This window comes from Tardiphaga sp. OK245 (assembly GCF_900108575.1).
In the GTDB taxonomy this organism is placed as follows: domain Bacteria; phylum Pseudomonadota; class Alphaproteobacteria; order Rhizobiales; family Xanthobacteraceae; genus Tardiphaga; species Tardiphaga robiniae.
Map to the genome: position 1 here is coordinate 829,616 of NZ_FNWZ01000003.1, position 13,320 is coordinate 842,935.

Sequence of the window (13,320 nt, forward strand, 5' to 3'; positions counted from 1 at the left end):
GTCATTGCAGCAGCGCGGCTGCCTTCACGGCAGACGTTGCAGCAGCGTAATTGTTAACGAGGAGCTGGATCGAAGCCGCCGACATGTCGAGCACCGGCTTCGGATAGACTCCGAACAGAATGGTGAGAATGACCAGCGGCACCAGCACCAGGCCTTCCCGGAACGTGATGTCCTTGATGCCCTGCAGCGCAGGCTTGGTCAGTTCACCGAACACGACCTTGCGGTACAGCCACAGTGCATAGGCCGCCGACAGGATCACGCCGATGCTGGCGAATGTCGCCGTCGGGATCGAGACCTTGAAGGTGCCGATCAGCGTCAGGAATTCACCGACGAAGCCGGAGGTGCCGGGCAGACCGACATTGGCCATGGTGAAGACCATGAACAGCGCCGCATAGATCGGCATCCGGTTGACGAGGCCGCCATAGGCCGCGATCTCGCGGGTATGCAGCCGGTCGTAGACGACGCCGACGCAGAGGAACAGCGCGCCCGACACGATGCCATGAGACACCATCTGGAACACCGCGCCGGAGACGCCCTGCGTCGTGCCGGCGAAGATGCCCATAGTGACGTAGCCCATATGCGCGACTGACGAGTAGGCGATCAGCTTCTTGATGTCTTCCTGCATCAGCGCGACCAGCGACGTGTAGACGATCGCGATCACGGAGAGCGTCCAGACCATCGGCGCGAAATAGAGAGAGGCATCCGGGAACATCGGCAGCGAGAAGCGCAGGAAGCCGTAACCGCCCATCTTCAGCATGATCGCGGCCAGCACGACCGAACCTGCCGTCGGCGCTTCCACGTGTGCGTCAGGCAGCCAGGTGTGTACCGGCCACATCGGCATCTTGACCGCGAAGGATGCGAAGAATGCCAGCCACGCCCATGTCTGCAGGCTGCGCGGCACGGCCGTGTGCATCAGCGTCGGGATGTCCGTTGTGCCCGCATTCCAGTACAGCGCCATGATGGCCAGCAGCATCAGCACCGAGCCGAGGAACGTGTAGAGGAAGAACTTGAACGAGGCGTAGACGCGGCGCGGACCGCCCCAGATGCCGATGATCAGGAACATCGGGATCAGGCCGCCTTCGAAGAACAGATAGAACAGCACCAGATCCAGCGCCGAGAAGGTGCCGATCATCAGCGTTTCCAGGAACAGGAACGCGATCATGTATTCGCGGACACGCTTGGTGACCGACTTCCAGCTGCACAGGATGCAGAACGGCATCAGGGCCGTGGTCAGGATCACGAAGGGCAGCGAAATGCCGTCCACACCCATATGGTAGTTGATGGTCGCGGCCAGCCACGGCGCCTTTTCGACGAACTGAAAGTCGCCGTTCGACGGGTCGAAGCGGATCACCAGGATCAGCGAGACCGCAAAAGTGATCAGCGTGGTCCAGAGCGCGATCCAGCGCGCATTGCCCTGCGCAGCCTCATCATCGCCGCGGCTGAGATAGATCAGGATCGCGCCGACGATCGGCAGGAAGGTGACGACCGAAAGAACCGGCCATGTCATGACGGACGCCATTGTTACTGGCCCCCCAGGCCGAAGATGAACCAGGTGATCAACCCGGCGACGCCGATCAGCATCACGAAGGCATAGTGATAGAGGTAGCCGGTCTGCAGCTTCACCACGCCGCGCGTGATATTGAGCACGCGGGCCGAGACACCATCAGGCCCGAGGCCGTCGATGATCATGCCGTCGCCCTTCTTCCAGAGGAAGTGGCCGATCCACTTGGCCGGGCGAACGAAGATGATCTCGTAGAGCTCGTCGAAGTACCACTTGTTGAGCAGGAACTTGTAGAGCAGCGGATGCTGGTTCGCGAGTTCGACAGGCAAATACGGCTTGCGAACATAGAACAGATACGAAATCAGGAAACCGAGCACCATCATCACAGTCGGCACATAGGGCACCCAGCCCGGGATGTGATGCATCTCCTCGATGATGTGCGGGTTCATCTTCAGCGATTCCCGGAAGAACTCGCCGACGTGATGACCGGCAAACAGCTCCTTGAACGGGAAGCCTGCGGCGAACGATCCGATGCCCAGCACGGCCAGCGGGACCAGCATCCACAGCGGCGCTTCATGTGCTGCGTCGTAATGCTTCTTGTCGTGCGGCTCGCCATGGAACGTCTTGAACACCAGACGCCATGAATAGAACGAGGTCAGCAGCGCAGCGACCACGGTCATCAGGAAGCCGTAGAAGGCGAACTGGGTGTGCGAGGCGTAAGCCGCTTCGATGATCGCGTCCTTCGAGAAGTAACCGGCCGTGAACGGGAAGCCGGTCAGCGCCAGCGTACCGATGGTCATCATCGCGTAAGTGAACGGGATCTTGTTCCACAGGCCACCCATCTTCCGGATGTCCTGCTCGTGATGCATCGCATAGATCACCGAGCCCGAGCCCAGGAACAACAGCGCCTTGAAGAAGGCATGCGTGAACAGGTGGAACATGGCGACGGAGTAAGCCCCCGTCCCCAGCGCCACGAACATGTAACCGAGCTGCGAACAGGTCGAGTAAGCGACGATGCGCTTGATGTCGTTCTGCACCAGACCGATGGTCGCGGCGAAGAATGCTGTGGTCGCGCCGACCAGCATCACGACGGCCTGCGCGTTCGGTGCGAGCTCAAACAGCGGCGACATGCGCGCTACCATGAAGACGCCCGCGGTGACCATGGTCGCCGCGTGGATCAGCGCCGACACAGGCGTCGGACCTTCCATCGCGTCCGGCAACCAGGTGTGCAGCAGGAACTGGGCCGACTTGCCCATCGCGCCGACGAACAGCAGCAGACAGGTCAGTGTCAGCGCATCGGCGTGCCAGCCGAAGAAGTTGATCGTCTTGCCGGTCAGGCCAGGCGCGCTGGCGAAGATGGTGTCGAGATCGGTCGAGCCGACCAGCATGAACAGCGCGAAGATGCCGAGCAGGAATCCGAAGTCGCCGACGCGGTTGACCACGAACGCCTTGATCGCCGCCGCATTGGCCGAGGGCTTCTTGAACCAGAAACCGATCAGCAGGTAGCTGGCCAGACCCACGCCTTCCCAGCCGAAGAACAGCTGCAGCAGGTTATCCGCGGTCACCAGCATCAGCATCATGAAAGTGAACAGCGACAGATACGCCATGAAGCGCGGCCGGTTCGGATCGTCTTCCATATAGCCCAGCGAATAGATGTGCACGAGCGACGACACCGTGGTGACGACGACCAGCATCACGGCGGTCAGCGTATCGACGCGCAGCGTCCAGGACAGCTGCAGGTCACCCGAATTGATCCAGTTCAGCAGCACGATACGGGCATCGTGATGCATGAAGGCGACATCCACGAAGGTCATCCAGGACAGCACCGCCGACACCACCAGCAGACCGGCGGTGATCAGCTCGGCTGCACGCGAGCCGAGCGCGGCCGGCTCGGCAACGTGGTAATGGTCGTCGTGATCATCGTGACCATGATCGTCATGCCCATGCGCAGCATGTGCATGCGCGCTGGCATCGCCGTGACCGTGGTCGTCATGCGCATGGTCCATCTCGTCGCCGCTCGGATTACGCCCATGCGCACCCAAGATGGCGATGAAGCCTGCGATCAGCGCGCCGATCAGCGGCAGGAATACAAGAGCCTGGATCATAACTGGCTCAGCCCTTCATCAGATTGACGTCTTCAACCGCGATCGAGCCGCGGTTGCGGAAATAGACCACCAGCACGGCGAGACCGATCGCTGCTTCCGCAGCGGCCACGGTCAGCACAAGCAGCGCGAACACCTGCCCGACGATGTCGCCGAGGAAGGTCGAGAACGCCACCATGTTGATGTTGACGGCGAGCAGGATCAGCTCGATCGACATCAGGATGACGATGATGTTCTTGCGGTTCAGGAAGATGCCGAGAATGCCCAGCGTGAACAGGATCGCTGCGACCGCCAGATAGTGTCCGAGACCGATCGTCATTTGACCCAGCTCCCCGCGTCGGCGTCCTGCAGGCCCTGCCCGGTCGCGACCTTGCGCACTTCCATCGCCAGTTCCGGATTGCGCGCGTTCTGAACATTGATGTCCTGGCGCCGGACTTTGACCTTGTGACGCAGCGTCAGCACGATCGCGCCGATCATCGCCACCAGCAGCACCATGCCGGCCAGCTGGAAGTAATGGATGTACTTCGTATAGAGCACGAGGCCGAGCGCCTCGGTATTGCTCACATTCGTCGGGATGGCCGCCGTGATCGACTTGGTGACGTTCGGGTTCATCACCCAGCCACCTGCGACCAGCAGCAATTCAGCAAGGAAGATCGCGCCGATCACCAGACCAAACGGCAGATACTGAATGAAGCCTTCGCGCAGCTGCGTGAAGTCGACGTCGAGCATCATGATGACGAACAGGAACAGCACCGCGACGGCGCCGACATAGACGACGATCAGCAGCATCGCCAGGAATTCGGCGCCCATCAGCACGAACAGGCCCGAGGCGTTGACGAAGGCCAGGATCAGGAACAGCACGGAATGCACAGGATTGCGCGAGGCAATCACCATGACCGCGGAAGCCACGCAGATGCTGGCGAACAGATAGAAGAACAGTGCGGGAAGGATCATCTGGTCACCTTACCGGTACGGCGCGTCGAGTTCGATTGACTTCGCAATCTCGCGCTCCCAGCGGTCGCCGTTGGCGAGCAATTTCGCCTTGTCATAATAGAGTTCCTCACGCGTCTCGGTGGCGAACTCGAAGTTCGGTCCCTCGACGATCGCATCCACCGGACAGGCCTCCTGGCACAGTCCGCAATAGATGCATTTCACCATGTCGATGTCGTAGCGCACGGTGCGGCGCGTCCCATCATTGCGGCGCGGGCCGGCTTCGATGGTGATGGCCTGCGCCGGACACACCGCTTCGCAGAGCTTGCAGGCGATGCAGCGCTCTTCACCGTTCGGATAGCGGCGCAGCGCATGCTCACCGCGGAAACGCGGCGAGATCGGCCCCTTCTCGAACGGATAGTTCAGCGTCGGCTTCGGCTTGAAGAAATACCGCATGGCGAGGACGAACGCCGAAACGAACTCCGCCAGCAGAAGCGAGTGAGCTGTTGCCCTGATATTCATAGTGACCTCATTTCGGAGCAAGGCCCCCGAATTGCAGCACGGCAGCGACGATGATGACGTACGCCAACGACAGCGGCAGAAACACCTTCCAGCCCAGACGCATCAGCTGGTCGTAGCGGTAGCGCGGCACGATCGCCTTCGCCATCGCAATCAGGAAGAACATGAACATCACCTTGATGGCGAACCAGATGATGCCTGGCACCCAGGTGAATGGCGCGAACGGGATCGGCGAGAGCCAACCGCCCAAAAACAATATCGTTGCCAGCGCGCACATGGTGACGATGGCGACATATTCACCGAGCATGAACAGCAGATACGGGGTCGAGCCGTATTCGGTCATGAAGCCCGCGACCAGTTCCGATTCCGCTTCGACGAGGTCGAAGGGCGGACGGTTGGTTTCAGCCAACGCCGAGACGTAGAAGATCACGAACATCGGGAATAGCGGGATCCAGTACCAGCCGAGAATGCCCCACTTCGAATCCTGCGCGGCCACGATGGCCGTCAGGTTCAGCGAACCGACGCAGAGCAAGACCGTGATGATGACAAAGCCAATCGAGACTTCGTAGGACACCATCTGCGCGGCGGCGCGCAGCGCCGACAGGAACGGATATTTCGAATTCGACGACCAGCCGGCCATGATGATGCCGTAGACCGACAGCGACGAGATCGCGAAGATATAGAGCACGCCGACATTGATGTCGGAAATAACCCAGCCGAGATCCATCGGGATCACCGCCCAGGCCGCCAGCGCCAGCACGCAGGACACCAGCGGCGCCAGCAGGAACACGCCCTTGTTGGAGCTGGAAGGAACCACGGGCTCCTTCAATACGAATTTCAGCAAGTCCGCGAAGGATTGCAGCAGGCCGAATGGCCCGACCACGTTGGGGCCACGGCGGATCTGTACCGCCGCCCAGATCTTGCGGTCAGCCAGCAGGATGTAGGCAATCGCAATCAAGAGCACCACGAGCACAAGGAGGCTCTGCGCGACCATGATGATCAGCGGCCACAGGGTGCTTGTCCAGAATTCAGCCATCGGTTTACTCCGCCGCCGTCAGCATCTGGCCGGAAGCCAGGCGGGAGCATTCCGCCATGATGGCTGACGCACGCGCGATCGGGTTGGTCAGGTAGAAGTCCTCAACGGAGGCCTTGAACGGTGTCTTGTCGACGGTGCCGCCCTTGCCCGCAAGTGTCTTGATCGCACCGGCATCGCCGGCCTCGATCTGATCGATGCGCATCAGGTGCGGTGCAGCCTTGAAGATCGCCTGCCGCAGCGCAGCCAGCGAGTCGTAAGGCAGCTTGTGGCCGAGCACGTCGGACAATGCGCGGATCACTGCCCAGTCCTCGCGGGCATCGCCCGGCGGGAAACCGGCGCGCTCCGCCATCTGCACGCGGCCTTCAGTGTTGACGAAAATGCCGGACTTTTCGGTATAGGCCGCACCCGGCAGGATCACGTCGGCGCGATGCGCACCACGATCACCATGGGTGCCGATGTAGACGACGAAGGTGCCGTCGGCGACTTTCACGTCGTCGGCGCCGAGCGAGAACAGCACGTCGAGCGAACCGGCAGCGGTCATTTGCGCGAGACTCAGGCTGCCCGCGGTCGGCGCGAAGCCGATATCGAGCGCGCCAACGGTCGAGGCCGCCGTCTGCAGCACCGCAAAACCGTTCCAGCCGTCCTTGATGACACCGAAGTCCGAAGCGAGCTTGGCAGCCGCCGCGAGCACCGCGGCGCCATCGGCACGTGCGGCTACACCGGCGCCAACCAGCACGATCGGGTGCTTGGCGTTCTTCAGCACGTCGGCGAAGGCGTTCTTGCCGGCGGCGAGTTCGGCCAGCGAGTCCGTGCCGGCGCCGAGATAGTCGTAGCGATAGGTCAGATCGGCCTTCTCGCCGATCACGCCGACCTTCAACGCACCGGTGCGCCATGCCTTGCGGATGCGCGCGTTGAGAACGGCGGCTTCCTTGCGCGGGTTGGCGCCCACGATCAGCAGCGCATCGGCCTGCTCGATGCCGGCGATGGTCGGGTTGAAAATGTAGGACGCACGGCCGGTGGCCGTATCGAAAGCGCCTGCGCTCTGGGTCGCCAAATTGGCCGAACCCATGCTTGCGAGCAGTTGCTTCAGCGCGAACATTTCCTCGACGGCGGCGAGATCGCCAGCGATGGCGCCGATCTTCTTGCTGCCGGCAACCTTCGCAGCGATGGCACTGAATGCTTCAGCCCAGGTCGCAGCGCGCAGCTTGCCGTTGTCGCGGATATACGGACGATCGAGGCGCTGCGTGCGCAGGCCGTCGACGATGTGGCGCGTCTTGTCGGAGATCCATTCCTCGTTCACGGCCTCATTGACGCGCGGCAGGATGCGCATCACTTCGCGGCCACGGGTATCGACGCGGATCGCCGAACCGACGGCATCCATGACGTCGATAGACTGGGTCTTGCCGAGCTCCCACGGACGCGCGGCGAACGCATAAGGCTTCGAGGTCAGCGCACCGACCGGGCAGATATCGACGAGGTTGCCCTGCAGCTCCGAGGTCAGCGCCGTTTCGAGGAACGAGGTGATTTCCATGTCCTCGCCGCGGCCGGTCGCGCCCATTTCCGGCACGCCGCAGATTTCGGCGGCGAAGCGGACGCAGCGCGTGCACTGGATGCAGCGGTTCATCGAGGTCTTCACGAGAGCACCGAGATACTTGTCCTCGACGGCGCGCTTGTTTTCGGCAAAGCGCGACGTGTCGACGCCATAGCCCATGGCCTGGTCCTGCAGATCGCACTCGCCGCCCTGATCGCAGATCGGGCAATCCAGCGGGTGGTTGATCAGCAGGAATTCCATCACGCCTTCGCGTGCCTTCTTGACCATCGGCGAACGGGTCGAGATTTCCGGCGGTTCTCCCTTGGGACCAGGTCGGCAATCACGCACGCCCCAGGCGCAGCTCGCAACCGGCTTCGGTCCGCCCTTCACTTCGACCAAACACATGCGGCAGTTGCCGGCGATCGACAGGCGCTCGTGGTAGCAGAAGCGCGGGATTTCGGCGCCGGCAGCTTCACACGCCTGCAGCAGCGTGTATTCCGCGGGAACCTCGATCTCTTTGCCGTCGATGATCAGTTTCGTCATAGCCATGCGCCCTACTCCGCCGCGACCAGATGCGCGGGATCGAGGATGCCCTGATCGTCGAGCGTCGCCTTGCGGCTGAACTCTTCGATGCGGCGTTCGATCTCCGGGCGGAAGGCGCGGATCAGGCCCTGCACCGGCCACGCGGCGGCATCGCCGAGTGCGCAGATGGTGTGGCCTTCAACTTGCTTGGTGACTTCGAGCAGCATGTCGATCTCGCGCTTGTGGGCGCGGCCCTCGACCATGCGGCTCAGCACGCGCCACATCCAGCCGGTGCCTTCGCGACACGGCGTGCACTGGCCGCAGCTCTCATGCTTGAAGAAGTAGCTGATGCGGGCAATCGCCGCGACCACGTCGGTGGACTTGTCCATGACGATGACGCCGGCGGTGCCGAACGACGACTTCACCGCGCGGGTGCCGTCGAAATCCATGATGAGGTCTTCGCAATCCGCAGCCGGGATCAACGGGCACGATGCGCCGCCCGGGATGATCGCCAGCAGATTGTCCCAACCGCCGCGAATGCCGCCGCCGTGCTTCTCGATCAGCTCACGGAACGGAATGCTCATCGCGTCTTCGACGACGCAGGGCGTGTTGACGTGGCCGGAGATGCCGTAAAGCTTGGTGCCGACATTGTTCGGACGACCGATCGAGGCGAACCATGCCGCGCCGCGACGCAGGATGTCCGGCGCAACGGCAATCGACTCCACGTTGTTTACCGTGGTCGGGCAGCCGTAGAGACCGACATTCGCCGGGAATGGCGGCTTCAGGCGCGGCTGGCCCTTCTTGCCTTCGAGGCTTTCGAGCAGTGCAGTTTCTTCGCCGCAGATATAGGCGCCGGCACCGTGCGCGACATAGAGATCGAACGGGAAGCCGTGAATGTTGTTCTTGCCGATCAGATTGGCCTCATAGGCCTGATCGATCGCCGCCTGCAGATGTTCGCGCTCGCGGATGAATTCGCCGCGCACATAGATGTAACCGACATGGGCGCCCATGGCGCAGCCGGCGATCAGGCAGCCTTCGACCAGCGTATGCGGATCGTGCCGCATGATCTCGCGGTCCTTGCAGGTACCGGGCTCGGACTCGTCAGCATTAACGACGAGATAGCTCGGGCGGCCGTCGGCATTGTCCTTCGGCATGAAGGACCACTTCATGCCGGTCGGGAAACCTGCACCGCCGCGGCCGCGCAGGCCCGACGCCTTCATCTCGTTGACGATCCAGTCGCGGCCCTTATCGATGATGGCCTTGGTGCCATCCCAGCCACCGCGACGGCGTGCGCCGGCGAGGCCCCAGTCGTCGAGGCCGTAGAGATTGCGGAAGATGCGGTCGTTGTCGTCGAGCATGGCTTCCTCGATCAGCGATTGGATTGCTTGTAGGCGAGCATCGCGGCGCAACCGCCGAACACAACCGCCCACAACAGACTGGATTCAAGCGTGGCGTTCAAAAAGAAACGCTGCAGCGAGAAAATGAACGCAGCTGCGACCATCGTATGCAGTGCGATGTAGAGCCACTTGTTCATTGCCGCGTCCCCCGACAGCGTTGCAAATTTCATCGACAGCACGCGCGTCATTTCTTCGGCTCCTTGGGAGTCTTCGGCTCCTTGGGAGCACCACCCTTCGGCGGATTGGTCTTGGTCGCATCGGCCGCCGGCGGCTTCGGCGCCGGGCGCTCCTGCACATTGGCCGACTCGGTCTGCTTCTTCGGCTCGGCATCGGCGAGCGCGGGTTCCTTCGGCATATCCAGAACCTTCGTGTATGTGGCGGCGCCACCGCTCGTCATCACGCGCGCGCCGCCTTCGGGCGCAGCAAACTGACGGCCGATCTGCGAACCCGGCTTCGGCGGCGTGCCGGCAGCGAAACCGTCGATCAGCTTGTTCATGCTTTCTTTGGTGAGGTCTTCGTAAGTGTCGCTCCAGATCATCGCCATCGGGGCGTTGACGCAGGCGCCGAGGCACTCGACCTCTTCCCACGAGAAGTCGCCATCTGCGGACAGATGGAATGGGTCGTGATGGATGCGATGCTGACAGACGTCGATCAGATCGCCGGCACCGCGCAGCATGCAAGGGGTCGTGCCACAGACCTGAATGTGCGCCTTCTTGCCGACCGGCTGCAGCTGGAACTGGGTGTAGAAGGTCGCGACTTCGAGCACGCGGATATAGGGCATTTCCAGCATGTCGGCGACGACGCGGATCGCGGCTTCCGAGACCCAGCCAGCCTGTTGTTCCTGCGCACGCCACAGGATCGCGATCACGGCTGATGCCTGACGGCCGGGCGGATAATGCGTGATCTGCTCTTTCGCCCACGCCAGATTCTCGGGCGTGAATTCAAACGAAGCGGGCTGAACTTCTTTCGGAGCCAAACGGCGGACGGACATGTCTAGTCTCTCAATGAGTGCGGCGCGCCGCGCTCGCATTCAGGCTGTTGATGCGGTCGAGCCAGAACGCACTCGATGTGCCAAACACGTTGTAGCCAACATGTGTGGACACCTTGATGCGATCGAGGATCGACAACTCGGTCACGGTTTCGAAACGGTTGGTGGCGGGATCATGCACGATCAGCTTGAGCGGCGTTTGATCCAGGATAAAGCGTGAGACGGTGTGATGCGGGTCATTGCCGTGCTCTTCGCACATGATGACCGAGTCGCCCTGCAGCAATCGTGCGCCGCCCTTGATGGCCTCGATCTCGACGCCTTCGACGTCGAGCTTGATCAGATATTTGCCCGACATCGACACCTTGCCGTCGTCGAGCAGATTGTCGAGCGAGATCACCGGCACTTCCTCGCCGCCGGCATTGGGATCGCCGGCGATGCTGAAGGCTTCGTGCTTGGTGCCCGACAGATGCGCCACGCCGCGCTGCGAGCCAATCGCGCATTTGATGACGTCAAACCGGTCACCATTGATCCTGGCGTTAGTAGCAAGTTTGGCGAAATTGTCGAACGACGGCTCGATCGCGATCGCCTTGTGCGAGCCGAACGGTCCGCTCGACACCAGCACCGACCAGTATCCGTAATTCGCGCCGCAATCGAGCAGCGTGTAATCGACATCGATCGAGTTCCGGAACAACACCTCAAGCTCGTCTTCATAGGAGAAGGTGCGGTTGAGCAACTTGCTCCAGTAGCCATCGCCGAACGGGAACGCGAACAGCGCATCCGCATTCAGCTTCACCACGAGATCGCGCGCCGGTAGCACCGTCCTGCGCATCAGATTGGCGCACATGTTGTAGCCGCGATGCGAGAACGAAGATGAGATCTTCGAGCCAACCACCAGCGCACAGGCCATCGCACGTTCCCAGAGATTCACGCTCTGGAGAACGCCGGACGCCCGGTCAAACTGTATGGGAGGCGTCAGCGTCACCGATCGACCTCTCCGAACACGATGTCGAGCGAACCGAGAATGGCGGAGACGTCGGCAAGCAGATGGCCGCGGCACATGAAGTCCATGGCCTGCAGATGCGCAAAGCCCGGCGCGCGGATCTTGCACTTGTACGGCTTGTTGCTGCCGTCGGAGACAAGATAGACGCCGAACTCACCCTTCGGCGCTTCGACGGCCGCATAGACCTCGCCTTCCGGCACGCGAAAACCTTCGGTGTAGAGCTTGAAGTGATGGATCAGCGATTCCATCGAGCGCTTCATCTCGCCGCGGCGCGGCGGGAAAATCTTGTTGTCTTCGACAGCAACGGCACCCTGCCCGTCCGGCGCGCGCATCTTGGCGATGCACTGCTTCATGATCTTGGTCGACTGCCGCATCTCTTCGACACGAATACAGTAGCGATCGTAGCAGTCGCCGTTCTTGCCGATCGGAACGTCGAAGTCCATTTCGGCGTAGCACTCATAAGGCTGCGACTTGCGCAGATCCCAGGCAGCGCCGGAGCCACGCACCATCACGCCGGAGAAGCCCCACTTCCAGGCGTCTTCCAGCGAGACCACGCCGATATCGACGTTACGCTGTTTGAAAATACGATTGCCGGTGAGCAGCGTTTCGAGATCGTCGAGCACCTGCGGGAAGGCATCGCACCAGGCATCGATATCGTTGATCAGTTTGGGCGGCAGGTCCTGATGTACGCCGCCGATGCGGAAGAACGCGGCATGCATGCGCGAGCCCGAGGCGCGCTCATAGAACACCATCAGTTTTTCGCGCTCTTCGAAGCCCCACAGCGGCGGGGTCAGCGCGCCGACGTCCATCGCCTGCGTGGTGATGTTGAGAAGATGCGACAGGATGCGGCCGATTTCGGAATACAGCACGCGGATCAACTGGCCGCGGCGCGGCACGGTGACGCCGAGCAGCTTTTCGGCGGCCAGACAGAATGCGTGTTCCTGGTTCATCGGCGCGACGTAATCGAGCCGGTCGAAATACGGGATCGCCTGCAGATAGGTCTTCTGCTCGATCAGCTTCTCGGTGCCGCGGTGAAGCAGGCCGATATGCGGATCGACGCGCTCGACGACTTCACCGTCGAGTTCCAGCACAAGGCGGAGCACGCCGTGCGCGGCCGGATGCTGCGGTCCGAAGTTGATCGTGAAATTGCGAACGTTGGGTTGTTCGGTCATGGCTTGACCTCTGCCTTCTCGTCACCGGGCAGCACGGGATAATCCGCGCCTTCCCAGGGCGAGAGGAAATCGAACTTACGGAATTCCTGATTGAGCCGGACCGGCTCATACACCACCCGCTTCTCCTGGTCGTCGTAGCGAACCTCAACGAAACCGGTGAGCGGGAAGTCCTTGCGCAGCGGATGGCCGTCGAAACCGTAATCGGTCAGCAGACGGCGCATGTCGGGATGGCCGACAAAGATCACGCCATAGAGGTCATAGGCTTCGCGCTCGAACCAGTCAGCGCCGGGAAACACCGAAATGATCGACGGCACCTGAGTTGTTTCGGATGCCAGACCTTTCAGACGGATGCGGGTGTTCAGCGTCGGCGACATCAAGTGATAGACGACGTCGAAGCGCTTTTCGCGACCGGGATAGTCGACCGCCGTCGCATCGGTGAAGTTGACGAAGCGGCAGCGCGGATCGTCGCGCAGGAACTGCGCGACCTCGACGATCTTCGATGTTTCCACCGCGATCGTCAGCTGGCCGAACGCCACCTCATGCGCGAGCGCGGCACCCGGCAGGGCGCCGACAATCGTCTGACCCAGTGTGTCGAGCCTCACATCGTCCATGACAAAGCCTT

Annotated in this window: 13 protein-coding genes; all 13 read right to left on the reverse strand. The window is 61.7% G+C overall.

What is annotated here, in order from left to right:
- Position 1 precedes the first annotated feature (1 nt).
- From BLW80_RS16480 to BLW80_RS16540, 13 genes are read right to left on the reverse strand one after another with little or no spacing between them, the layout of a single operon-like run.
- Positions 2-1,507: an NADH-quinone oxidoreductase subunit M gene (locus tag BLW80_RS16480; RefSeq protein WP_502688608.1), complete on the reverse strand. Its 1,506-nt coding sequence runs from the start codon at positions 1,505-1,507 to the stop codon at positions 2-4.
- A 14-nt stretch (positions 1,508-1,521) separates the two neighbouring features.
- The gene (gene nuoL, locus BLW80_RS16485) at positions 1,522-3,606 is read right to left on the reverse strand and encodes an NADH-quinone oxidoreductase subunit L (RefSeq protein ID WP_093758774.1); all 2,085 of its coding nucleotides are present in this window, start codon (positions 3,604-3,606) and stop codon (positions 1,522-1,524) included.
- 7 nt (positions 3,607-3,613) lie between these two features.
- Entirely contained in the window at positions 3,614-3,922 is a 309-nt protein-coding gene (nuoK, locus tag BLW80_RS16490; RefSeq protein ID WP_068730883.1) for an NADH-quinone oxidoreductase subunit NuoK, read from the reverse strand.
- On the reverse strand, positions 3,919-4,557 hold the full coding sequence (locus BLW80_RS16495) for an NADH-quinone oxidoreductase subunit J (protein ID WP_068730884.1): 639 nt from the start codon (positions 4,555-4,557) through the stop codon (positions 3,919-3,921). The genes nuoK and BLW80_RS16495 overlap by 4 nt, the downstream gene beginning before the upstream one ends.
- 9 nt (positions 4,558-4,566) lie before the next feature.
- On the reverse strand, positions 4,567-5,055 hold the full coding sequence (gene nuoI / locus BLW80_RS16500; RefSeq protein WP_089264557.1) for an NADH-quinone oxidoreductase subunit NuoI: 489 nt from the start codon (positions 5,053-5,055) through the stop codon (positions 4,567-4,569).
- A gap of 7 nt (positions 5,056-5,062) precedes the next feature.
- Positions 5,063-6,088 carry an NADH-quinone oxidoreductase subunit NuoH gene (gene nuoH, locus BLW80_RS16505; RefSeq protein ID WP_089264558.1) on the reverse strand — a complete coding sequence of 342 codons (1,026 nt, stop codon included), beginning with the start codon at positions 6,086-6,088 and terminating at the stop codon, positions 5,063-5,065.
- Positions 6,089-6,092: 4 nt separating this feature from the next.
- Positions 6,093-8,162 carry an NADH-quinone oxidoreductase subunit NuoG gene (gene nuoG / locus BLW80_RS16510; protein ID WP_093758775.1) on the reverse strand — a complete coding sequence of 690 codons (2,070 nt, stop codon included), beginning with the start codon at positions 8,160-8,162 and terminating at the stop codon, positions 6,093-6,095.
- Positions 8,163-8,173: 11 nt separating this feature from the next.
- The gene (gene nuoF / locus BLW80_RS16515; protein WP_093758776.1) at positions 8,174-9,499 is read right to left on the reverse strand and encodes an NADH-quinone oxidoreductase subunit NuoF; all 1,326 of its coding nucleotides are present in this window, start codon (positions 9,497-9,499) and stop codon (positions 8,174-8,176) included.
- Positions 9,500-9,510: 11 nt separating this feature from the next.
- Positions 9,511-9,726 (reverse strand): hypothetical protein, encoded by a 216-nt coding sequence (locus BLW80_RS16520; RefSeq protein WP_089264560.1) that lies wholly within the window; start codon positions 9,724-9,726, stop codon positions 9,511-9,513.
- Complete coding sequence (gene nuoE, locus BLW80_RS16525) at positions 9,723-10,529, reverse strand: NADH-quinone oxidoreductase subunit NuoE (protein WP_093758777.1); 807 nt, start codon at positions 10,527-10,529, stop codon at positions 9,723-9,725. The genes BLW80_RS16520 and nuoE overlap by 4 nt, the downstream gene beginning before the upstream one ends.
- 10 nt (positions 10,530-10,539) lie before the next feature.
- The gene (locus tag BLW80_RS16530) at positions 10,540-11,508 is read right to left on the reverse strand and encodes an FkbM family methyltransferase (protein ID WP_244528270.1); all 969 of its coding nucleotides are present in this window, start codon (positions 11,506-11,508) and stop codon (positions 10,540-10,542) included.
- Positions 11,505-12,698, reverse strand: coding sequence for an NADH-quinone oxidoreductase subunit D (locus BLW80_RS16535; protein ID WP_089264562.1), 1,194 nt, complete (start codon positions 12,696-12,698; stop codon positions 11,505-11,507). The genes BLW80_RS16530 and BLW80_RS16535 overlap by 4 nt, the downstream gene beginning before the upstream one ends.
- Positions 12,695-13,309: an NADH-quinone oxidoreductase subunit C gene (locus BLW80_RS16540; protein ID WP_089264563.1), complete on the reverse strand. Its 615-nt coding sequence runs from the start codon at positions 13,307-13,309 to the stop codon at positions 12,695-12,697. Before BLW80_RS16540 ends, BLW80_RS16535 begins: the two co-directional genes overlap by 4 nt.
- Positions 13,310-13,320: the final 11 nt, after the last annotated feature.